Annotated in this window: 23 protein-coding genes; 11 read left to right on the forward strand and 12 right to left on the reverse strand. The window is 71.6% G+C overall.

All coding sequences use genetic code 11. The annotated features are described in order from the left end of the window. Window positions 1-108 precede the first annotated feature (108 nt). Window positions 109-1,122, forward strand: coding sequence for a questin oxidase family protein (locus HEK131_RS05765; RefSeq protein ID WP_244333891.1), 1,014 nt, complete (start codon window positions 109-111; stop codon window positions 1,120-1,122). A 134-nt stretch (window positions 1,123-1,256) separates the two neighbouring features. On the opposite strand, the gene HEK131_RS05770 is transcribed toward HEK131_RS05765, so the two are convergent. The 4 genes from HEK131_RS05770 to HEK131_RS05785 all read right to left on the reverse strand — a co-directional run bounded on the left by HEK131_RS05770 (window position 1,257) and on the right by HEK131_RS05785 (window position 4,090). Beyond that, a complete protein-coding gene (locus tag HEK131_RS05770) occupies window positions 1,257-2,228 on the reverse strand; it encodes an SGNH/GDSL hydrolase family protein (RefSeq protein WP_244333892.1) in 972 nt (323 codons plus the stop codon). A 328-nt stretch (window positions 2,229-2,556) separates the two neighbouring features. Continuing rightward, complete coding sequence (locus tag HEK131_RS05775; RefSeq protein ID WP_244451950.1) at window positions 2,557-3,048, reverse strand: GNAT family N-acetyltransferase; 492 nt, start codon at window positions 3,046-3,048, stop codon at window positions 2,557-2,559. Between the two features lie 35 nt (window positions 3,049-3,083). Continuing rightward, entirely contained in the window at window positions 3,084-3,278 is a 195-nt protein-coding gene (locus tag HEK131_RS05780) for a DUF397 domain-containing protein (protein WP_244333893.1), read from the reverse strand. Next, window positions 3,260-4,090 carry a helix-turn-helix domain-containing protein gene (locus tag HEK131_RS05785; RefSeq protein WP_244333894.1) on the reverse strand — a complete coding sequence of 277 codons (831 nt, stop codon included), beginning with the start codon at window positions 4,088-4,090 and terminating at the stop codon, window positions 3,260-3,262. Before HEK131_RS05785 ends, HEK131_RS05780 begins: the two co-directional genes overlap by 19 nt. A 179-nt stretch (window positions 4,091-4,269) precedes the next feature. Here HEK131_RS05785 and HEK131_RS05790 point away from each other — a divergent pair, with 179 nt between their 5' ends. The 4 genes from HEK131_RS05790 (at window position 4,270) to HEK131_RS05805 (ending at window position 6,362) form a co-directional block, all read left to right on the forward strand. Then, window positions 4,270-4,419: a hypothetical protein gene (locus tag HEK131_RS05790; RefSeq protein WP_374201486.1), complete on the forward strand. Its 150-nt coding sequence runs from the start codon at window positions 4,270-4,272 to the stop codon at window positions 4,417-4,419. Next, window positions 4,416-4,640 carry a hypothetical protein gene (locus HEK131_RS05795; RefSeq protein ID WP_217463459.1) on the forward strand — a complete coding sequence of 75 codons (225 nt, stop codon included), beginning with the start codon at window positions 4,416-4,418 and terminating at the stop codon, window positions 4,638-4,640. The genes HEK131_RS05790 and HEK131_RS05795 overlap by 4 nt, the downstream gene beginning before the upstream one ends. Before the next feature lie 96 nt (window positions 4,641-4,736). Next, window positions 4,737-5,483: a DNA repair protein RecO gene (gene recO, locus HEK131_RS05800; RefSeq protein WP_030814776.1), complete on the forward strand. Its 747-nt coding sequence runs from the start codon at window positions 4,737-4,739 to the stop codon at window positions 5,481-5,483. Between the two features lie 30 nt (window positions 5,484-5,513). Further along, entirely contained in the window at window positions 5,514-6,362 is an 849-nt protein-coding gene (locus tag HEK131_RS05805) for an isoprenyl transferase (protein ID WP_217463413.1), read from the forward strand. Between the two features lie 79 nt (window positions 6,363-6,441). Here the strand turns inward: HEK131_RS05805 and HEK131_RS05810 are convergent, their stop codons facing one another. The 4 genes from HEK131_RS05810 to HEK131_RS05825 form a co-directional block, all read right to left on the reverse strand. After that, the gene (locus tag HEK131_RS05810; protein ID WP_279614246.1) at window positions 6,442-6,858 is read right to left on the reverse strand and encodes a Fur family transcriptional regulator; all 417 of its coding nucleotides are present in this window, start codon (window positions 6,856-6,858) and stop codon (window positions 6,442-6,444) included. 112 nt (window positions 6,859-6,970) lie between these two features. Further along, the gene (locus tag HEK131_RS05815) at window positions 6,971-7,864 is read right to left on the reverse strand and encodes a metal ABC transporter permease (RefSeq protein WP_217463415.1); all 894 of its coding nucleotides are present in this window, start codon (window positions 7,862-7,864) and stop codon (window positions 6,971-6,973) included. Next, entirely contained in the window at window positions 7,864-8,643 is a 780-nt protein-coding gene (locus HEK131_RS05820) for a metal ABC transporter ATP-binding protein (protein ID WP_217463416.1), read from the reverse strand. Before HEK131_RS05820 ends, HEK131_RS05815 begins: the two co-directional genes overlap by 1 nt. Continuing rightward, a complete protein-coding gene (locus HEK131_RS05825) occupies window positions 8,640-9,599 on the reverse strand; it encodes a metal ABC transporter substrate-binding protein (protein WP_244333896.1) in 960 nt (319 codons plus the stop codon). Before HEK131_RS05825 ends, HEK131_RS05820 begins: the two co-directional genes overlap by 4 nt. A 229-nt stretch (window positions 9,600-9,828) precedes the next feature. On the opposite strand from HEK131_RS05825, the gene HEK131_RS05830 reads away from it, so the two are divergent. The 3 genes from HEK131_RS05830 to HEK131_RS05840 all read left to right on the forward strand — a co-directional run bounded on the left by HEK131_RS05830 (window position 9,829) and on the right by HEK131_RS05840 (window position 13,006). After that, window positions 9,829-11,211 carry a glycine--tRNA ligase gene (locus HEK131_RS05830; protein ID WP_217463418.1) on the forward strand — a complete coding sequence of 461 codons (1,383 nt, stop codon included), beginning with the start codon at window positions 9,829-9,831 and terminating at the stop codon, window positions 11,209-11,211. A 148-nt stretch (window positions 11,212-11,359) separates the two neighbouring features. Next, entirely contained in the window at window positions 11,360-12,370 is a 1,011-nt protein-coding gene (locus HEK131_RS05835) for an aldo/keto reductase (protein WP_244333897.1), read from the forward strand. Between the two features lie 39 nt (window positions 12,371-12,409). Then, window positions 12,410-13,006: a TetR/AcrR family transcriptional regulator gene (locus tag HEK131_RS05840; protein WP_244333898.1), complete on the forward strand. Its 597-nt coding sequence runs from the start codon at window positions 12,410-12,412 to the stop codon at window positions 13,004-13,006. Between the two features lie 40 nt (window positions 13,007-13,046). Here the strand turns inward: HEK131_RS05840 and HEK131_RS05845 are convergent, their stop codons facing one another. The 3 genes from HEK131_RS05845 to HEK131_RS05855 form a co-directional block, all read right to left on the reverse strand. Beyond that, entirely contained in the window at window positions 13,047-14,186 is a 1,140-nt protein-coding gene (locus HEK131_RS05845; RefSeq protein ID WP_244451951.1) for a serine hydrolase domain-containing protein, read from the reverse strand. A 216-nt stretch (window positions 14,187-14,402) separates the two neighbouring features. Then, on the reverse strand, window positions 14,403-14,627 hold the full coding sequence (locus HEK131_RS05850) for a hypothetical protein (RefSeq protein ID WP_217463422.1): 225 nt from the start codon (window positions 14,625-14,627) through the stop codon (window positions 14,403-14,405). 72 nt (window positions 14,628-14,699) lie between these two features. After that, on the reverse strand, window positions 14,700-16,133 hold the full coding sequence (locus tag HEK131_RS05855; protein ID WP_244333899.1) for an MFS transporter: 1,434 nt from the start codon (window positions 16,131-16,133) through the stop codon (window positions 14,700-14,702). 178 nt (window positions 16,134-16,311) lie between these two features. Between HEK131_RS05855 and HEK131_RS05860 the strand changes: the two genes are divergently transcribed. Continuing rightward, window positions 16,312-17,187: a helix-turn-helix transcriptional regulator gene (locus HEK131_RS05860; RefSeq protein WP_244333900.1), complete on the forward strand. Its 876-nt coding sequence runs from the start codon at window positions 16,312-16,314 to the stop codon at window positions 17,185-17,187. A 5-nt stretch (window positions 17,188-17,192) separates the two neighbouring features. On the opposite strand, the gene HEK131_RS05865 is transcribed toward HEK131_RS05860, so the two are convergent. After that, window positions 17,193-18,638 (reverse strand): MFS transporter, encoded by a 1,446-nt coding sequence (locus HEK131_RS05865; protein WP_244333901.1) that lies wholly within the window; start codon window positions 18,636-18,638, stop codon window positions 17,193-17,195. Window positions 18,639-18,775: 137 nt separating this feature from the next. Here HEK131_RS05865 and dusB point away from each other — a divergent pair, with 137 nt between their 5' ends. Both dusB and HEK131_RS05875 read left to right on the forward strand, forming a co-directional pair. Continuing rightward, entirely contained in the window at window positions 18,776-19,906 is a 1,131-nt protein-coding gene (gene dusB / locus HEK131_RS05870; RefSeq protein WP_217463426.1) for a tRNA dihydrouridine synthase DusB, read from the forward strand. A gap of 92 nt (window positions 19,907-19,998) precedes the next feature. Further along, window positions 19,999-20,634, forward strand: coding sequence for a LysE family translocator (locus tag HEK131_RS05875; protein WP_244333902.1), 636 nt, complete (start codon window positions 19,999-20,001; stop codon window positions 20,632-20,634).

Here is a 20,634-nt window from a genome sequence, read left to right on the forward strand (position 1 = left end):
GTGCGCGGTTCGAGGTGCCGTGGTCGTGACCCGGACGCGGGGCCTAGGTCCGGGACTAGGTCTTCCGGCCGTTACGCCGCCCTCGTGCGCCGCTCTACCGTCCTCGCCATGGATACGACAGGCATTCTCGACGAGGCGCTGGAGCGGCTGCACGTATCGGGGCCGGAGCGGATGGGGCGGCTCACCAATCACGCGCCGATGGCCGTGGAGGCGCTCGCCGCGCGCGGGCAAGCCCGGTCGGTGCATCGGTGGCTGGACCTGTACACCCACAAGCTGGAGGAGTTCCCGGCCGGAGTCGAGCGCGTGACCGCCGCCGACTGGGCCACCGCGCTGGGGGATCCACGGCGGGCCGCCGACTGGATCGACTACTTCCAGCGGGAGGTCACCGAGCGGCCCTGGCGGGAGGTGCTCGCCGAGTGGTGGCCCCGGCTGCTGCCCGGCATGTACGGCGGCTCGGCGCATCCGGTGATTCGGGTCGGGCACGCCGTGCGGACGCTGCTGGTCAGCGGTGAGGACACCGGGCCACGGGTCGACGAGCTCGCGCACGGGCTCGGTTACTGGGCCGCCCGGCACCGCCCTGTCGAGGGGGTCGCCCCGCTGCCCGGCGCCGACAGCGCGGTCGGCGCGCTGGACGCGGTGACGCCCATCGCCGAACAGGACGGCAGCTTTCCCGCCCGGCTCGACCGCGTCACCGGGCTCCCCGTCTGGGCGGCCGACGTCAGCGACCCGGACGAGGCCCACCGCCGGCTCACCGAACTCGTGCGGGCGGCCACCCACCGGTACGCCACCCACGCCCACGGCGAGCCGACGATGCTGGTCCACGCGGCTACCGCTCCCAACGCCGTGCTGCGCACGCTGCCCGCGCTCCCGCGAGAACTGTGGGTGCCGTCCATGCGGGCCGCCTGGACGGCGTCCGCCGCCGTCACGGCGATGTATGCGCCCGGCGCCCCCGCCGCCTACGTCCCACCGGGCACCCTCACCCCCGACGAAGTCTTCGAGCGGGCCCTCGCGCACGGCGACGAACACGTCATCAAACTGACCGACACCGCGCTGGACGTCGGCGACGAGCAGGCCATCGCGGCAGCCCTCCGCGCGATCGAGCTGAGCGACCCGCTGGTCTAGGTCCCGGCCCTTCGCCGGTGCACCGGTCGTGTCGCCGGAAGCGGTACACGGTGACCAACTCGCCGGGCTGGGCTGCCTCCAGGCGTAGCGCCGGAGGCAGCCCCCGCGTGGGTGGCTCGAGCTGCCTCGCGTGGTCAGCCGATGGTGTTCAGGATCGCGGAGGTGACGTGGTCGGCGGCGTTGCGGTGGCCGCGGGCGTTGGGGTGGACGAGGGCGGCTTGGTCGGGGACGTGGGTGAAGATGCCGTCCACCCACTTGCCGGTGTCGCAGACGCTGTGGTTCCGCGAGGAGTCGTAGAGGTCGACGAAGCTGGTGGCCGCGTGCGCGCCGGCGGACTTCTCGATCGCCTCGTTGAGGGGCTCCAGGACGTCGGTGCGCAGCCAGTCGAGGTCGCCGTTGGTGATCGAGGCGAACTGCTCCAGGTTGTTGTAGCCGCACTTGGAGGTGTCCGCGGGGATGACCGTGGGGTAGCCGACGGCCAGGATCTTGGCCTTGGGGCCGCGCTCGTGGATCTTGGTGAGCATCTGGTCGTAGTCGCGGCTCACCTTCGCCAGCCGGGCGGGGATGCCGGCGGCCAGGTCGTCCTTGCAGGGGGTGCCCACGCCTCCGCTATCGGAGCCGAGTTCCAGGCACTTGAGGAGGATATCGGCGAATCCGAGGGTGTTGCCGCCGACGCCGACGGTGACCACGTCGGTGCCGGCCCTGACGGCCTCGGACTGGGGCGGCACTGCCGGGAAGGGGTAGTCCGGGTCCTCGGAGATCGGCGGAAGGTGGCGTCCGACCGGCTGCTGCGCGCGGAAGGTGACGTCCTCGATCGTGGCCGCGCCGCAGCTCACGTTGGTCAGGTCGAACAGCGAGCCGAGGTCGCGGTCGATGACCTGCGGGTAGGACCGGTCTGTGCGCTCGCAGCCGTCACGCGGGATCTCGAAGATGTCCCCCGCTGCCGGGATGACGCCGGCGGTGTAGGAGTCGCCCAGCGCCACCCACTCGTACGACGCCTCGGCGGCGGCCGGGGACGCCCCGGCAAGCTGCGTAGGGACGACGGCGGTTGCCGCGAGAGCGACGACGGAGCCCAGCGGGGCAAGGCACTTACGCAGACGTGTCACGAGTCCTCCAGAGCAGGGAGCAAGATCACCTTCCGTAGATGTACATTACGGAGAGTAATCTCCCGTCTCGACACGCCCTTCGGCGGCCAAGCGCCGTTGAAGAGGACCGCTCGGGCGGGCGCTGCCCGCCGGAAGTCGCGTGGAGTCCTCAACTGACGTGGCTCCCTGGGTGCGTGACCCCATGGCACGTCAAGCGGTCCGGCGGGATATCGCCGGACACTCAGGTGGCGGGCAGGACCTTCCGGGAGCCGGTACCCGTACCGCGCTCCCAGTGAGGCGAGGTGGAGACGTCGTACTTGGCGCCGGTGCTGGTGTCCAGGTCCGCCGTCTAGCGGCCTTCTGTGGCGTCGAGGTCTCTCTCGGAGCGCACCCGCTCCCAGCGGACCTCGCCGTCCTGGCGTGCCGGGGTGGGGGTGAGGCCCGCCGCCCTTGCCACGGCCGCCGACGCGTGGTGGTCGGGGTGGATGTGGGCGGTGATGCCGTGCGCCGGGTGCGCGGTGAGCCAGGCGACCAGGGCCACCGCGGCCTCCTTGGCGATGCCCCGCCCCTGCCAGGGTGTGCCCACCACCCACGCGATCTCGGCGGTGCCGCTCGCGGCGAGCGTCGCCTGGACGGTGCCGGTCAGGCAGGACTCCTCACGCAGCCGGATCACCCAGTTCAGCCAGGTCACCTCGGCGTCGGGGGAGCCGGCGACGAGTCGGCGGTACCGCGCGGCGAGCGCGTCCGGGGTGTACGGGGTCCCGCCGATGAACCTGTGCAGCGCGGGGTCGGCCAGTACCCCGGCCATCTCTCCGGCGTGCTCCACCCGCAGTGGCAGCATGTCGAGGCGCCGGGTGTGGATGGTCTGCGCGGCCACTAGAGCCTTACGGCACCGATGAAGTTCGCCCAGGCGGTGGCGCCGAGGAGGAGTACGGGTCCGTCGGTGACCTTGCTGTCCCGCACGGGGACGAGGCCGGGGACTCCGTCGGCGACCTCGACGCAGTTGCCGCCGTCACCGTTGCTGTAAGTGCTTTTGTGCCAGCGGGCGTTGGTCAGGTCGTCCTGGTGCATCGTCTATGGTCCTCAGCCGCCGATTCGATCAGGGCCAGGGATGCCTCCGGCGACAGCGCGGCGCCCCTGAGCAGATCGTATGCGCGCTGGGCCCTCCTCACCACGGCCGGGTCGTCGATCAAAGTCCCCGAAAACGAGGTCTCTGTATAGGCGACGGGTGGCGCGTCGTCGAACTCCATGAGCCGCAGTGAGCCGTTGTTCGCGGGAGCGCCTGCCGCGAACGGGAAGACCTGCAACAACACCCTCCGCTGCCGCGACAGCGCGGCCATGTGGTCCAGAGCTTCTGCCGCGACTACCGCTCCGCCGACGGAGGTGCGGAGCGCCGCCTCATGCACGACCGCCCAATACAAAGGCCGCGCCGCGTCCTTGAGGATCGCCGCGCGCTCGACTCGGGCGGTCACCCTGTCGGCGACGAACCCGTCGGCCGCAAAGGGATGCGTCGCCAGAATGAGAGCCCGCGCGTAGCCAGGCGTCTGGAGAAGGCCAGGTAGGACGGTCGGCTCGAACTCGGAGATCGCCGTCGCCAACTGCTCCAGCTCCACCACCTGCGCGAAGTAATCCGCATACCTGGGATCATCGATCAGCTTTCTGCACAACCGCTCGAAAATACCGTCGGTTTGCAGCACCTCGTCGATCCGCTGAGCCACATCCAACTGCGGCTTCCTGATCGCCTGCTCGAACTGGCCGATGTAGCCCCCGGAGACGAAAACCCTCGCCCCCAGCTCCGCCTGAGTGAGGCCCGCGTCCTCCCGGCGCCGCTTCAGCTCCGTGCCGAAGAACTCCCATACCGCCTGACGTGAACCGTTGGCCACCGCCAACCCCCTTGTGCTGCCACGCGCTTGTAGGGCCTGGGCCCCTTCCGAGTCTAGTTGTGCAGCGTCACCGTGAGGACACGAAGCGTGAAGAACGTGTCGGAAGGGAAGTGATGCGGACAGTGAACACACAGGATTCAGCGGACCGGGTCGAGGAAGCGGAGCGAACCCTCGAGGAATTGCGGACCGCATTGGAGAAGGCCGGGATCAAACTGCCCTCGCTCGGGCTGGATCCCATCTCGCTGGCCTGCGAGGCCCCGATCCCGCTGGTGGAGCTGGGGCGGTGCCCCGTGGAGACGGCCGCGCTGCTCGCAGCGGCCCTGCGGTGAGCGCGGCAGGGCCGCCGCTGGGCTCGTACGCCTGGGACACCGGCACGAACAGAGTGGGTGTCGTCATGGGGCACCAGGGCCCGTACGTACAGCTCCGGCCGCTCGGCGGCGGCCGGGAGTGGGACGTACCGCCGGACCGGGTGCGCGCGGCGACGCCCGCGGAGCGGATCAGCGCGGCGACGGCGTACGCGAACGCGCGCAGCCGGGGCGAGGTGCCGTGACGGCGTCGGACGGCCGGGCGTGGGGCCGGTCACAGCCGGGGGCGGGTGGGCCGAAGCGGGGCTCCGGCGTCGCGGACGTGGGCGAGAATGGACGGCATGAGTCTGTTCCGCGACGACGGCATCGTGCTGCGCACCCAGAAGCTGGGTGAGGCGGACCGGATCATCACCCTGCTCACCCGTGGCCACGGCCGGGTGCGGGCCGTGGCGCGCGGTGTGCGGCGCACGAAGTCGAAGTTCGGGGCCCGGCTGGAGCCGTTCTCCCACGTCGACGTGCAGTTCTTCGCGCGGGGCAGCGAGCTGGTCGGGCGCGGGCTGCCGCTGTGCACCCAGAGCGAGACGATCGCTCCGTACGGCGGCGGCATCGTCACCGACTACTCCCGCTACACCGCCGGGACGGCCATGCTGGAGACGGCCGAGCGGTTCACCGACCACGAGGGCGAGCCCGCCGTACAGCAGTACCTGCTCCTGGTCGGCGGGCTGCGGACCCTCGCCCGTGGCGAGCACGCCTCGAACCTCGTCCTCGACGCCTTCCTGCTCCGCTCGCTCGCCGTCAACGGCTACGCGCCGACCTTCGGGGACTGCGCGCGGTGCGGGATGCCGGGGCCGAACCGGTTCTTCTCGGTCGCCTCGGGCGGCTCGGTGTGCGTGGACTGCCGGGTGCCGGGCAGCGTGGTCCCCTCTCCGCAGACCCTGATGCTGCTGGGCGCGCTGCTTACGGGAGACTGGGAGACCGCGGACGCGGCCGAGGCGCGGCACGTCCGTGAGGGGAGCGGCCTGGTGTCCGCCTACCTGCACTGGCATCTGGAGCGGGGGCTCCGCTCCCTGCGGTACGTAGAGAAGTAAGCAGCAAGCACGGCTGAGGAGACGAGAAGCATGGTCGTACGCGGATTTCTGGGGGGCCGGCGCCGGGAGTACCAGGCGCCGGACCCGCACCCGTCCGGCGCCCGCGCGCCGAAGCTTCCCGGTGAGCTGATCCCCGAGCACGTGGCGATCGTCATGGACGGCAACGGGCGCTGGGCGAAGGAGCGGGGTCTGCCGCGTACCGAGGGGCACAAGGTGGGCGCCGAGCAGGTGCTCGACGTGCTCCAGGGGGCGATCGAGGCGGGCGTCCGCAACATCTCGCTCTACGCCTTCTCCACCGAGAACTGGAAGCGCTCGCCCGACGAGGTCCGCTTCCTGATGAACTTCAACCGCGACTTCATCCGCAAGACCCGCGACCAGCTCGACGCGCTGGGCATCCGGGTGCGCTGGGTCGGGCGCATGCCCAAGCTGTGGAAGTCGGTGGCGAAGGAGCTCCAGATCGCGCAGGAGCAGACGAAGGACAACGACCGTCTGACCCTCTACTTCTGCATGAACTACGGCGGCCGCGCCGAGATCGCCGACGCCGCGCAGGCGATCGCCGAGGACGTGAAGGCGGGCCGGCTCGACCCGTCCAAGGTCACGGAGAAGACGGTCCAGAAGTACCTGTACTACTCCGACATGCCCGACGTCGACCTCTTCCTCCGCCCCAGCGGTGAACAGCGCACCTCCAACTATCTGCTGTGGCAGAGCGCCTACGCCGAGATGGTCTTCCAGGACGTGCTGTGGCCCGACTTCGACCGCCGGGACCTGTGGCGGGCGTGCATGGAATTCGCCTCGCGGGACCGGCGGTTCGGCGGAGCGGTGCCCAACGAGGAGCTGCTGGCCATGGAGGCGGCGATCAAGGGCGATCCGGAGGCGTAGCCGTCCCTGAAGCTCTCGAGCGCGCATGAAGAACGCCCCTGCCTGTGCGGCGGGGGCGTTCTCCGTCGTGCGGTCCGGATCAGTCGGTGGCTTCCGCGCAGTCCGCGCAGGTGCCGAAGATCTCCACCGTGTGGGCCACGTTGACGAAGCCGTGCTCGGAGGCGATGGCCTCCGCCCACTTCTCGACCGCCGGGCCCTCCACCTCCACCGCCTTGCCGCAGGTGCGGCAGACGAGGTGGTGGTGGTGTTCGCCCGTCGAGCAGCGGCGGTAGACCGACTCGCCGTCCGAGGTGCGCAGGACATCGACCTCGCCGGCCTCGGCGAGGGACTGGAGGGTGCGGTAGACGGTGGTGAGCCCGACCGAGTCGCCCTTGTGCTTGAGCATGTCGTGGAGATCCTGCGCGCTGCGGAACTCGTCGACCTCGTCGAGGGCCGCCGCCACCGCCGCGCGCTGCTTGGTCGCGCGGCCCTTCACGGGCGGTCCAGCGGTCGTCACCCGGTGCCTCCTCATGTCTGCGCCTCTGACCGGGCCATTGTGCCAGCCCGGACCCCCGGGGGTCAGACGCCGAGCGTGCCCCCGGCGGGTTCGCGGGCCGGGTTCCCGGTGATCAGACGCCGACCTCGTCTCCCGCCGGGCGCGCGGCCGGGATCGCGCACTCCACCGGGTCGGTCGTGGGGCGGTTCCGCCGGGCGCGGCGTCGGGCCAGCGGGGCCGCCAGCGCGGCCATGACCGCGAAGGCGGCGATGGTCAGCAGGACGATCGTCGCGCCCGGGGGGACGTCCTGGTAGAACGACGTGATCGTGCCGCCGATGGACACCGTCACGCCGAGCGCGACCGCGATGGCGAACGTCGCCGCGAAGCTCCGGGTGAGCTGCTGGGCGGCGGCCACGGGGACGACCATGAGCGCCGACACGAGGATCAGGCCGACCACCCGCATCGCCACGGTGACCGTGACCGCCGCGGTGACCGCGACGAGCAGGTTCAGCGCCCGGACCGGCAGCCCGGTGACCCGCGCGAACTCCTCGTCCTGGCTGACCGCGAACAACTGGCGCCGGAGCCCCAGCGTCACGGCGACCACGCACGCGCCGAGCACGATGATCGCGGTCACGTCGGACGGCGCCACCGTGGACAGCGAGCCGAAGAGGTACGAGGTGAGGTTGGCGTTGGAGCCGCCGGGGGCGAGGTTCACGAAGAGCACACCGCCCGCCATGCCGCCGTAGAACAGCATGGCCAGGGCGATGTCGCCGCGCGTCCTGCCGTACCAGCGGATCAGCTCCATCAGCACCGAGCCCGCCACGGACACGGCCGTCGCCATCCACACCGGCGAGGAGTGCAGCAGGAAGCCGAGGCCGACGCCGGTCATCGCCACGTGTCCGATGCCGTCGCCCATCAGGGGCTGGCGGCGCTGGACGAGGTAGATGCCGATCGCGGGGGCGATGATGCCGACCAGGACGGCCGCGAGGAGCGCCCGCTGCATGAAGGCGTAGTTCAGGAAGTCCATCAGCTCAGCAGTCCCGTACGGATCGGTTCGGCGCCCTCGTGCGGGTGCACGTGGTCGTGGCCGGGCAGGGCGTGCTGGCCGACGGCCTTCGGCGGCGGCCCGTCGTGCAGCACACAGCCGTCGCGCAGGACGACCGCGCGGTCGATCAGCGGCTCCAGCGGGCCGAGTTCGTGCAGCACCAGCAGCACGGTCGTCCCGGCGGCGACCTGCTCGCGCAGGGTCGCGGCCAGCACCTCCTGGCTGGCGAGGTCGACGCCGGCCATCGGCTCGTCCATGATCAGCAGCTCGGGTTCGGAGACCAGCGCGCGGGCGATCAGCACCCGCTGGTGCTGGCCACCGGAGAGCGCGGTCACCGAGTCCTTGGCGCGGTCCGCCATGCCGACCAGCTCCAGCGCCCGCCCGACCGCCTCCCGGTCCGCCTTGCGGAAGAGGCCGAAGCGGGTGCGGGCCAGCCGGCCCGAGGACACGATCTCGGAGACGGTGGCCGGGACGCCCCCGGCGGCGGAGGTGCGCTGGGGTACGTAGCCGACGCGGGCCCAGCCCCGGAAGGAGCGCAGGGGCGTGCCGAACAGCTCGACGGCGCCGGCGGTGGCCGGTACCTGCCCGATGGCGGTGCGCACGGCCGTGGACTTGCCCGAGCCGTTGGCGCCGAGCAGCGCGACGACCTCGCCGGGGCGCACGGTCAGGTCGATGCCGCGCAGCACCGGCCGCCCGCCCAGCTCGGCCCGTACGCCCCGCAGGGCGAGTACGGGCGCGGATTCCCTCGTATCGGTGCTCACTTGGCCCCCAGGGCGTTCTGGAGGGCCTTGAGGTTGGCGCGCTGGACGGCGAGGTAGTCCTTGCCGCGCGACCTCTCCGTGATGCCCTCGACGGGATCGAGCACGTCGGTCCTGAGGCCCGCGTCACCGGCGACCGTCCGCGCCGTCTTGTCGCTGACCAGCGTCTCGTAGAAGACGGTGGAGACCTTGTCGGCCCTGGCCATCCTCTGCAGGTCCTTCACCCGGGCCGCGCTCGGCTCGGACTCGGGGTCGAGACCGCTGATCGCCTCCTCGGTGAGGCCGTAGCGCTCGGCGAGGTAGCCGAAGGCGGCGTGGGTGGTGATGAAGACCTTGGACCGGGTGTGCGCCAGGCCGTCCTCGAAGTCGGTGTTCAGCTCGTCCAGCTGCTTCACCAGGGTCGCGGTGTTCTTCCGGTAGTCGGCCGCGTGGTCCGGGTCGGCCTTCTCGAAGGCCCGGCCGACGCCCCGGGCGACCTCGGCGTACCGCACCGGGTCGAGCCAGATGTGCGGGTCCTTGCCGTCCTCGCTCTCGTGGTCGTGGCCCTCGTGTTCGGCCGCGTGGCCGCCGACCTCGGTGCCGTGCTGCTCCAGCGTGGTCAGCGAGGTCGCGTCGATCTTCGTCTTCACCGGCGACTGCGCCACGGCCTGGTCGACGGAGGGCTGGAGCCCCTTCAGATAGAGGACCGCGTCGGAGTCCTCCAGACCGGCGATCTGGCGCGGGCTGATCTCCAGGTCGTGCGGCTCCTGGCCGGGAGAGGTGAGGGTGCTCACGTGGACGTGGTCCCCGCCGATCCGCTCCGCGAGGAAGGCCATGGGATAGAACGACGCGACGACGGCGAACTTCCCCGGGCTCCCGGCGGCGGCGCTGCTGCCCGAGCAGGCGGACAGCGTGCCCAGCCCCAGGGCGGTGACGGCCGCGATCGCGGACCCGGATATGAGGCGTCGTCGTACGTTCATGACACTCATTTTCAACAAAGTTGGAAACGATTGTCAACAAGCTGTCCGCGCGGACTCGGCGGCGCGGATTCTCCTGGTGGGCTTGATGAGGATTCGGGTGGGCTTCGGCGGCTTCGGGAGGGGGGTCGGCGGGGGCCGATTTGGCCGAGGGGGAGCATGCGCCGGTAACCTGAATCATTCGCTGGAAGCATCTCGCTTCAACGTCCGTCGTCGTAATGAAGAGAGCACCGTGGCCGCCGACAAGATCGACACCATCGTCAGCCTGAGCAAGCGCCGTGGCTTCGTTTTCCCCTGCAGTGAGATCTACGGCGGACAGCGTGCCGCCTGGGACTACGGACCGCTGGGTGTCGAGCTCAAGGAGAACATCAAGCGTCAGTGGTGGCGCTACATGGTGACGTCGCGCGAGGACGTGGTCGGTATCGACTCGTCCGTCATCCTGGCCCCCGAGGTCTGGGTCGCCTCCGGTCACGTCGCCACCTTCACGGACCCGCTGACCGAGTGCACCTCGTGTCACAAGCGGTTCCGCGCGGACCACCTGGAAGAGGCCTACGAGGAGAAGAAGGGCCACGCCCCGGCGAACGGCCTGACAGACCTCAACTGCCCCAACTGCGGCAACAAGGGCACCTTCACCGAGCCCAAGCAGTTCTCCGGTCTGCTCTCCACCCACCTCGGCCCGACCCAGGACTCCGGCTCCGTCGCCTACCTGCGTCCCGAGACCGCCCAGGGCATCTTCACCAACTTCGCCCAGGTGCAGACCACTTCGCGCCGCAAGCCGCCCTTCGGCATCGCCCAGATGGGCAAGTCCTTCCGCAACGAGATCACTCCCGGCAACTTCATCTTCCGGACCCGCGAGTTCGAGCAGATGGAGATGGAGTTCTTCGTCAAGCCGGGTGAGGACGAGGAGTGGCAGGAGTACTGGATGCAGCAGCGCTGGAACTGGTACACGGGCCTCGGCCTGCGCGAGGAGAACATGCGCTGGTTCGACCACCCGAAGGAGAAGCTCTCCCACTACTCCAAGCGCACCGCCGACATCGAGTACCGCTTCTCGTTCGGCGGCTCGGAGTGGGGCGAGCTGGAGGGTGTCGCCAACCGCACCGACTACGACCTCGGTGCCCACGCCAAGGCGTCCGGCCAGGACCTCTCGTACTTCGACCAGGAGGCCGGCGAGCGCTGGACCCCCTACGTCATCGAGCCCGCCGCCGGTGTCGGCCGCACCATGCTGGCCTTCCTCCTCGACGCCTACACCGAGGACGAGGCGCCCAACGCCAAGGGCAAGATGGAGAAGCGCGTCGTGCTGCGCCTCGACCACCGCCTCGCCCCGGTGAAGGTCGCCGTGCTCCCGCTCTCCCGCAACCCGGAGCTGTCCCCGAAGGCCAAGGGTCTCGCCCAGGCGCTGCGCCAGAACTGGAACATCGACTTCGACGACGCCGGCGCCATCGGCCGCCGCTACCGCCGTCAGGACGAGATCGGTACCCCGTTCTGCGTGACCGTCGACTTCGACACGCTCGAGGACAACGCGGTGACCGTGCGCGAGCGCGACACCATGAAGCAGGAGCGGGTCTCCCTCGACCAGATCGAGGGCTACCTCGCCGCCCGTCTGATCGGCGCCTGACCTTCGCATCTCCGCCCACCCTCCTGTCCGGTTCCTCCGGGCCGGAGGGTGGGCTTTTTCGTGCCCGGAGGGGGTCTACCCGCAACCCGCTGACAACTAACAACTGACAGATATTGAATTCTGTCATTCGTCGTGCCAGGCTGGACGCATGACGATGCCAACGCGAAATCTCGGAACCACCGGCCCCCAGGTCTCCGCCCTCGGCCTCGGCTGCATGGGCATGTCGGGGATGTACGGAGAAGCGGACCGCCCGGAGGCCGTCCGCACCGTGCACGCCGCCCTGGAGGCGGGCGTCACCCTCCTCGACACCGGCGACTTCTACGCCATGGGCCACAACGAACTGCTGGTCGGCGAGGCCCTGCGCACCGCCCCCTCCTCCTCGCGGGACAACGCGGTGCTGAGCGTGAAGTTCGGCGCCCTGCGCGACCCGGACGGCGCCTGGCTGGGCTTCGACGGCCGCCCCGCCGCGGTGAAGACCTTCGCCGCCTACTCCCTCCAGCGCCTCGGCGTGGACCACATCGACATCTACCGCCCCTCCCGCCTCGACCCGGACGTCCCGATCGAGGAAACCGTCGGCGCCGTCGCGGAACTGGTCGAGAAGGGCTGGGTGCGGCACATCGGCCTCAGCGAGGTCGGTCCCGAGACCATCCGCCGGGCCGCCGCCACCGCCCCGATCGCCGACCTCCAGATCGAGTACGCGCTGATCTCGCGCGGCATCGAGCGGGAGATCCTGCCCACCCTGCGGGAGCTGGGCATCGGAGTCACCGCGTACGGCGTGCTCTCGCGCGGCCTGCTCTCCAACCACATCTCCGCCGACCGGGACTTCGCCGCCACCGACTTCCGTGCCTTCTCGCCCCGCTTCCAGGGCGACAACTTCCGGCACAACCTGACCCTGGTCGACTCCCTCCGCAAGATCGCGGAGCAGAAGGGGGCCACGGTCGCCCAGATCGCCATCGCCTGGGTGCTCGCCCAGGGCCCCGACATCGTGCCGGTCATCGGCTCCCGCACCCGCGAGCGGCTGTCCGAAGCACTGGGCGCGCTCGACATCACCCTGGACGCGGCCGACCTCGCCGCCATCGAGGAGAGCGTCCCGGCTGACGCGGCGGCCGGCGAGCGGTACGCCCCCGCGCAGATGGCCATGCTGGACAGCGAGCGATGAGCCGGGAACGGTGACCGGCACGCCGGGTACGGTCTAGGCATGGCAGCGACCGAGACCCTGACCGCCGAGCGCATCCTCGAAGCGACCGAGGAGGTGCTGCGCCGCCACGGCCCGGCCAAGGCCACCGTGGTCGACGTGGCCCGCGCTCTCGGCGTCAGCCACGGCAGTGTCTACCGCCACTTCCGCACCAAGGCGGCGCTGCGCGAGGCGGTCACCAAGCGCTGGCTGGACCGCACCTCGAAGACGCTCGCGGACATCGCCGGTGAGGAGGGGCCCGTCGAGCGTCGGCTGCGGGACTGGCTCGCCGCCCTGTTCGAGGCCAAGCGGCACAAGGCGGGTGACGATCCCGAGCTGTTCGCCACCTACAGCGTGCTGGCCGAGGAGAGCGGGACGACGGTCGGCGAGCACATCACCGACCTCACCGCCCAGCTCGCCCGGATCATCGAGGAGGGGGCCGGGTCCGGCACCTTCCGCGCGGCGGACCCGGCCGCCGAGGCCCGCGCCGTCTTCCAGGCCACCGCCCGTTTCCACGACCCCTGTTACGCACGCGAATGGCAGCAGCCCGGTATCGAGGAGGACTTCAGGGTGATCGTGGACCTGCTGATACGCGGGCTGGGCGCTCCGGCCACGCCGTGACCCGCGTCGGTCCGTGACCCGCGTAGGGCCGTGACCGCCGTCAGGCGGTGACCCGCCAGAAGTCCCGCATCACGGCGGGCGGTGTCGGACCGGTCATGGCGACCTGGGTGAGCAGGACGGTCACCTTGCCGGTGGCCGGGACCAGATGGGCCGCGGTGCCGGTGCCGCCGACCCAGCCGTAGCGACCGGGCACGTTCCACGGTTCGGCTTGGTCGATGTCCACCGAGCCGCCGTAGCCCCACCCCTGGCCCTCCAGGAAGAGCGGGCTGCCCTCCCGCTGGGCCGGGGTGAGCCGGTCGCTGGTCATCCGGGCCACGGACCCCGGCGAGAGCAGGCTGCGGCCGCCCGCTTCACCGCCGGCCAGCAGCATCCGGGCGAAGGCCAGGTAGTCGTCGGCGGTGGAGACGAGGCCGCCGGCGCCGGACGGGAAGGCGGGGAGCCGGTCCCAGCCGCCGTCGAAGGCTTCGGCGACGGCCAGAGTGCCGTCGGGGCCGGGCTGGTAGGCCGTGGGCAGCCGGTGCAGGTCCCGCTCCGGCACACAGAAGCCCGTGTCCTTCATGCCCAGCGGCTCGAAGACCCGCTCGGCGAGGAAGTCCGGCAGTGTCCGCCCCGACGCCCGCGCGATCAGGGCGCCCTGGAGATCGGAGGAGGTGTTGTAGAGCCACGCTTCGCCGGGCTGGTGGAGGAGCGGCACCTTGGCGAGTTCGGCCAGCAGCTCGTCCATGGCGGGCACCGCCTGTGGGGCGAATCCGCCGCGCTGCAGCTCGAACAGCGGCCGTACGGCGGGCAGCGAGAAGTCCGGGGGGAAGCCCCAGCCGCACCGGGAGCTGAGCACGTCCTCCACGGTGATCGGCCGCTCGGCCGGTACCAGGTCGTCCACCGGCGACCCTGGAGTCCGCACCACCATCGGCGCGGCCAGCTCGGGCAGCCACCGCGCGATCGGGTCGTCCAGCCCGACCAGCCCCTCGTCGACGAGCATCAGCAGCGCGGCGGCGGTGACGGGCTTGGTGATCGAGGCGAGCCGGAACAGCGAGTCCCGCGCCAGCGGCACGCTCCGGCCGGTGTCCGTGTACCCGACGGCCACGGCCTCGACCTCGTCCCCGCGGGCGACGAGGCCGACCGCGCAGGGCAGGCTCCCGTCGTCCACGTACCGGCGCAGGGTCTCGTGCAGTGCGGTCATGGGGCTCGCCTTCCGGTCGGCGCGGGTCGTCATGGGGTACGACTCCCACGGCGCCGTGAACTCATCGCCGGGCGGGGTGCGGTGTCGCCCGGTCGGCTCGCGCCGGGTGCCAGGAGGCCGGCACTCGGGCCCGGCGCCTGGGCGGCAGGGCGCCGGGGTCCGTGCCGGCCGTCGTGGACGGAGTCCGTGGTCCGAGGGGGCGAGGCCCCGGCAGGCTCATCGCCGGGCCGGGTCCAGCGTCGCCTGATGGGCCTCGGCCAGATGCTCCGTCGCCGGGTGCTCGTCCGTCGGCGTCCAGGGCAGGTACCGGGTGCCCCGGCGCCAGCCGCAGGTACCGCAGCCGAAGGTGCGCTGGAGTCCGGCCCGTTCCACCCGTACGACGTGTTCCCGGCCGTGCCGGTCCCATCGCCGCACGCTGGTCCCGATTCTGTTCTCGGTCATGCCGGGAGTGTGCGGCACGCGGGGCGGGGCTAGGGGCGGAACTCCAGGTGGGAACTGTCACACGGGCCCGGCTCAACCCACCTCGCGGGGCAGGCGCAGGCTCAGCAGGCCGGTGGCGAGGATCGCCGTGAGCTGGGTCAGCAGGGCGATGAGCAGGGCGTCCCGCATGCCCAGGTGGGGGACGAGGGTGAGGAAGAGGGCGCCCAGGGTGGCCACGCCCAGGGCGAACGACGCCTGCTGGGTCGTCGCCAGCACACCGCTGCTCACCCCGGCACGGGCGGCCGGGACCTCGGAGAGCACGATCCGCAGCAGGTTGGGCAGTTGGAGCGCCTGGCCCGCCCCCGCGACGGCCGCACCCGGCAGCAGGGTGCCCAGCCCCAGGCCGGGCCAGTTCCGCCACACCGCCAGCACGATCAGCAGGACGCCCACGCCCTGGAGCACGGCCCCGGCGCCCACCACCCGCGTACCGAAGCGGGCGATCAGGCGCGGCCCGGCCAGCGAGACGAGGAGGAACGACACCGCCATCGGCGCCAGCGCCAGCCCCGCCCGCACCGGACCCAGTCCCGCGCCCTGCTGGAGGCTCAGCGCGATGACGAACATGAACCCGCTGAAGCCCAGGCAGAACGGCACCACGATCAGCAGCCCCCGCCGCAGCGACAGGGTGGCGAACAGGCTCGGCGGCAGCAGCGGGGTGCGGCCCAGCCGGTCCAGGCGCCGTTCCACCGTCCAGAACGCCCACCCCGCCAGCGGGAACACGGCCAGCGAGACCCACGTCCACACCGGCCAGCCCGTCGCCCGGCCCTCGGTCAGCGGGGCGAGCAGCGCCAGCAGGGCCACCGCCAGGAGGACGGTGCCGGGCACGTCGACCGGCTCCGGGTGCCGGGCGCGGGTGTCGGGGACGTGGCGGACGGCGAGGACCAGGCCGAGGACGACCACGGGCACGTTCACCAGGAAGATCGAGCGCCAGCCGGTCCCCGCGATGCCCGCCGCGACCAGGACGCCGCCCAGGATCTGGCCCACCACCATGGACAGGCCCGCCGTCGCCCCGTACAGGCTCATCGCGCGGGCGCGGCGGCCGCCGGCGGTGGTGGACTGGATGGTGGCGAGCACCTGCGGCAGCATCAGCGCGGCCGAGGCGCCCTGCGCGGCCCGCGCCGCGACCAGACTCCACGCGTCCGGTGCCAGCCCGCAGGCCAGCGAGGTCAGTCCGAAGGCGGCCATGCCGCCGATGAACAGCCGGCGCCTGCCGAACAGGTCCCCGAGGCGCCCGCCGAGCACGAGCAGCACCGCGTAGGTGACTCCGTAACCGGCCACGACCAGTTCCAGCAGGGCCTCGCTCGCGGCGAGGTCGCTGCCGATGGCGGGCAGCGCGACGTTGACGATGAAGAAGTCCACCAGCGGCAGCGCGGCGGCCAGCAGGACGGTCACCAGTCCCGCCCCGCTCAGGGTGGGTGCCGTCGCCGGAGCGCGCACGGACGGCGTGGTGGGGAGGGTGGTCTCGGTCATGCCACCGAGCGTGCGCCCGCCCGCAGACGGGTACCAGAGTGTCCCGATGCTGGTACCGGAAGTACCCGCCAACGGTTTCGGCCGGGCCTTGTCCCACCCGCAGCCTGGTGGTGGCGGACGCTCATCCTGGTGGCAGGACCACCTGGCAACGGGATGCGCGGCGAGGCACCCTGGAACCATGACGACCATGGCCCGGGAAAGCGCCGCCCCCGAGGTGAAGGGCGCGGAGATCCGCCGCCACGAACTGGCCGCGTTCCTGCGCAGCCGCCGCGAGCGGATCACCCCCGAACAGGTGGGGCTGCCGCGCGGTGCCCGGCGGCGTACGCCCGGTCTGCGCCGGGAGGAGGTCGCGCAGCTCTCCGCCGTGGGCGTCACCTGGTACACCTGGCTCGAACAGGCCCGCAACATCCAGGTCTCCGTGCAGGTCCTCGACGCCCTCGCCCGCACCCTGATGCTGGACCCCAGCGAGCGCGCCCACCTCTTCCGGCTGGCCGGGGCCACCGACCCGACCCCCGCCGCGGTCTGCCCCAGCATCACCCCGGCCCTGCGCGCGACCCTGCGCCAGATGGAGCCGTTCCCGGCCGCCGTGCAGAACAGCCGGTACGACATCCTGGCCTACAACCGCACCTACGCCCGGCTGCTGTGCGACATGGACGCGGTCGCGCCCGAGGACCGCAACTGCGTGCTCCTCGCCTACTCCAACCCCCAGTGGCGCGCCTCGATCGTCCACCTCGACGAGGCCCTGCGGCTGATGGCGGCCCGGCTGCGCGCCTCGATGGCCGGACACCTCGGCGAACCCGCCTGGAAGATGCTCCTCAAGCGGCTGCAGGCATACCCCGAGTTCCGCGAGAACTGGGAGCGCTACGAGGTGGTCGGCAGCCGCTCCAAGACCAAGGAGTTCCTCCACCCCCGCGTCGGCCTCCTCACCCTGGAGCACACCGACCTCTGGCTCTCCCCGGACCCCGGCCCCCGCATCGTGATCTACCCCCCGAAGAACGAGGAGTCCCGCGAGCGCCTGGAGAGGCTGCACGCGCTGGCTCTCGCGGAGAGCTGAGGGGATCAGGCGGACGTGCCCACGGGCTGCCGCACCTCTTCCGTCGCCAGCCGCTCAGCCGTGCGCTCAGCCGTCCGGTGGGCCCAGCGGCCGCTCGTCAGGAGGCCGAGGACCAGGACCGCCGCGCCGCACGCGGCCAGGATCCACCAGCCGGGGCGGGCCGCCGCGACGAAGGTGTCGCGGTACGGGGAGTCGCCGATGCCCGAGGCCAGGACCGCGCCGATCACGGCCACGCCCAGGGTCTGGCCGAGCTGGCGGCTGGTGGAGGCGACCGCCGCCGCGACGCCCGCCTGGGCGCGGGGCATGCCGGAGACGGCCGTGTTGGTGATGGGGGCGTTGACGAAGCCGAAGCCGACGCCGAAGAGGACGTAGCCCGCGAACAGGGTGACATTGGAGGTCTCGGCCTCGAAGAGGGCGAAGAGCAGGCCGCTCGCCGTCATCGCCGCGCCCGCGATCAGCAGGGGCAGCCGCGGGCCCCGGCTGCCGACCAGCCGTCCGGACAGCGGGGCGCACAGCAGGGTCGGCACGGCCATCGGGAGCATCCACAGGCCGGCGTGCAGGGCGTCGAGGCCGCGTACGTTCTGCAGGTACAGCGTGGACAGGAAGAGGAAGCCGCCCAGCGCCGCGAACGCGCTCACCGCTATCCCGGTCGCCCCGCTGAACGGCGCCGAACGGAAGAAGCGCAGGTCGATGAGGGGTTCGGCGCGCCGGGGCTCGTAGATCAGGAGGGCCAGCAGGGCGGCGAGGGCCAGTGCGGCGAAGGGGAGCACCTCGGTGAGGCTCGCGTTCGGGGCCTCGATGATCGCGTAGGTCAGCGAGCCGAACAGGGCGATCACCAGCACCTGGCCCACCGGGTCCGGGCGGCGCGGCCTGGGCGCGCGGGACTCGGGGACGAAGCGCAGGGTGAGCAGCAGGGCGGCGAGGCCCACCGGCAGGTTGACCCAGAAGATCGAGCGCCAGCCGACCGACTCCACCAGCAGTCCGCCGGCCAGCGGACCGGCCGCCATGGAGATGCCGACCACCGCGCCCCACGCGCCGATGGCCCGCGCCCGTTCGCGCGGGTCGGTGAAGGTGTTGGTGATGATCGACATGGCGACCGGGTTGAGCATCGAGCCGCCGACCGCCTGGACCATGCGGAACACCACGAGGAGTTCCAGGTTCGGCGCGAGCGAGCACAGCAGGGAACCGGCGGTGAAGATCACCAGACCCGCCATGAAGACCCGTTTGCGGCCGATCCGGTCCGCCGTGGACCCCGCCAGCATCAGCAGCGAGGCCAGCACCAGCGTGTAGGCGTCGATCGTCCACTGGAGGCCGGAGGTCGTGGCGTGCAGTTCGCGCTGCATCGACGGCAGCGCGACGTTCAGGGCGGTGTTGTCGAGGCTCACGATCAGCAGGCTCATGCAGCAGATCGCGAGCACCAGCATCCGCCGCCGGTGACTCAGCTCGGGCATGCGTCCCATCGTACGCGCTTCGATAGTGCGGCTAACTAATGACCCTTACATGATCCAGCCCACAGGGGAGAAGGGTGCCGGTGAGGTGAGGGACAATGGACGACGCCCATGCCGTACATCCGTCCCGGAGCCCCCTGATGACCCAGCCGCTTTCCATCGGCCCGCACGCCGTGGTGCCGCCCGTCGTGCTCGCACCCATGGCCGGGATCACCAACGCCCCCTTCCGCACCCTGTGCCGGGAGTTCAGCGGGGGCAAGGGGCTGTTCGTCAGCGAGATGATCACCACCCGGGCGCTGGTCGAGCGCAACGAGAAGACCATGCAGCTCATCCGGTTCGACGAGACCGAGAAGCCGCGCTCGATCCAGTTGTACGGCGTCGACCCGGTCACCGTCGGCAAGGCCGTCCGCATGATCGCGGAAGAGGGCCTGGCCGACCACATCGACCTCAACTTCGGCTGCCCGGTCCCCAAGGTCACCCGCAAGGGCGGCGGCTCCGCGCTGCCGTACAAGCGGAACCTGCTGCGGGCCATCCTGCGCGAGGCCGTCACCGGCGCGGGTGACCTGCCGGTCACCATGAAGATGCGCAAGGGTATCGACGACGACCACATCACCTACCTCGACGCCGGCCGCATCGCCGTCGAGGAGGGCGTCACCGCCATCGCCCTGCACGGCCGCACCGCCGCCCAGCACTACGGCGGTACCGCCGACTGGAGCGCCATCGCCCGGCTGAAGGAGCACGTCCCGGAGATCCCGGTGCTCGGCAACGGCGACATCTGGTCCGCCGAGGACGCGCTGCGCATGGTCCGCGAGACCGGCTGCGACGGCGTGGTCGTCGGCCGCGGCTGCCTCGGCCGGCCCTGGCTCTTCGCCGACCTGGTCGCCGCCTTCGAGGGCCGCGACGACTTCCAGCGGCCCGTCCTGCGGGAGGTCGCCGACGTGATGGTCCGGCACGCCACGCTGCTCGGGGAGTGGCTCGGCGACGAGTCGCGCGGTGTCATCGACTTCCGCAAGCACGTCGCCTGGTACCTCAAGGGCTTCGCGGTCGGCTCAGAGATGCGCAAGCGGCTCGCCATCACCTCCTCGCTGGAGGAGCTGCGCGCCGGCCTGGACGAGCTGGACCTCGACCAGGCGTGGCCGACCGGCGCCGACGGCCCGCGCGGTCGCACCTCCGGCAACAACCGGGTGGTCCTCCCGGACGGCTGGCTGAAGGACCCCTACGACTGCGCGGGCGTCGGCGAGGAAGCCGAGCTGGACACCTCCGGCGGCTGAACGGCCTTGTCCCCGTGGGGGCTTGTGGCCTGATTCCCCTTGTTCCGCATGCCGTCGGCGGCTGCTACTTTCCCGACGGGAAGGGGATAGCCGTGTGGATCCTGGGTTTTCTCGCGGTCGCGCTGCTGGTCGCACTGACTCCCGGCGCCAACAACCTGCTGGCGCTGCGGCATGCCATGGTGCGCGGCTTCGGCGCCTCGATGGTCGGGGTCTGCGGACGGCTCGTCGCCTTCGCCGTACTGGTGGTCGCGGTCGTGGCCGGGCTGGGGCCGCTGCTGTCGGCCTCGGAGTGGGCGCTGACGGTCATCAAGTGGGCGGGTGTCGCGTACCTCGCCTACCTGGGCACGACCATCCTGTGGGCCGGTCTCCGGCGGACCGGTGAGCCGGAGGGCACGGCCGTCGCGCCCCCGGTGCGGGAGCGGCCGCCGCTGACCGCGCTGGTACGCAAGGAGTTCCTCGTCGCCATCACCAACCCGAAGGCGATCCTGGTCTTCACCGCCTTCGTGCCCCAGTTCGTCGGGCCCGAGCACGGTTCCGTGGCGGGCCAGCTCGCGGTGCTCGGCGCCTGCTACCTCGGCGCGGAGGCGGTCGCGGCCGGGGTGTTCGCCGCCGCGGGCAGCGTGATCAGGGCCGTCCGCCTCAGCTACCGGGCCCACCGCCGGATGGACCGGGCCACCGGCGGTGTGCTCCTCGGCATGGCGGGCCTGCTCGCGGCGGAGTCCGCCTGA

It is taken from the genome of Streptomyces seoulensis, assembly GCF_022846655.1.
Classification (GTDB): domain Bacteria; phylum Actinomycetota; class Actinomycetes; order Streptomycetales; family Streptomycetaceae; genus Streptomyces.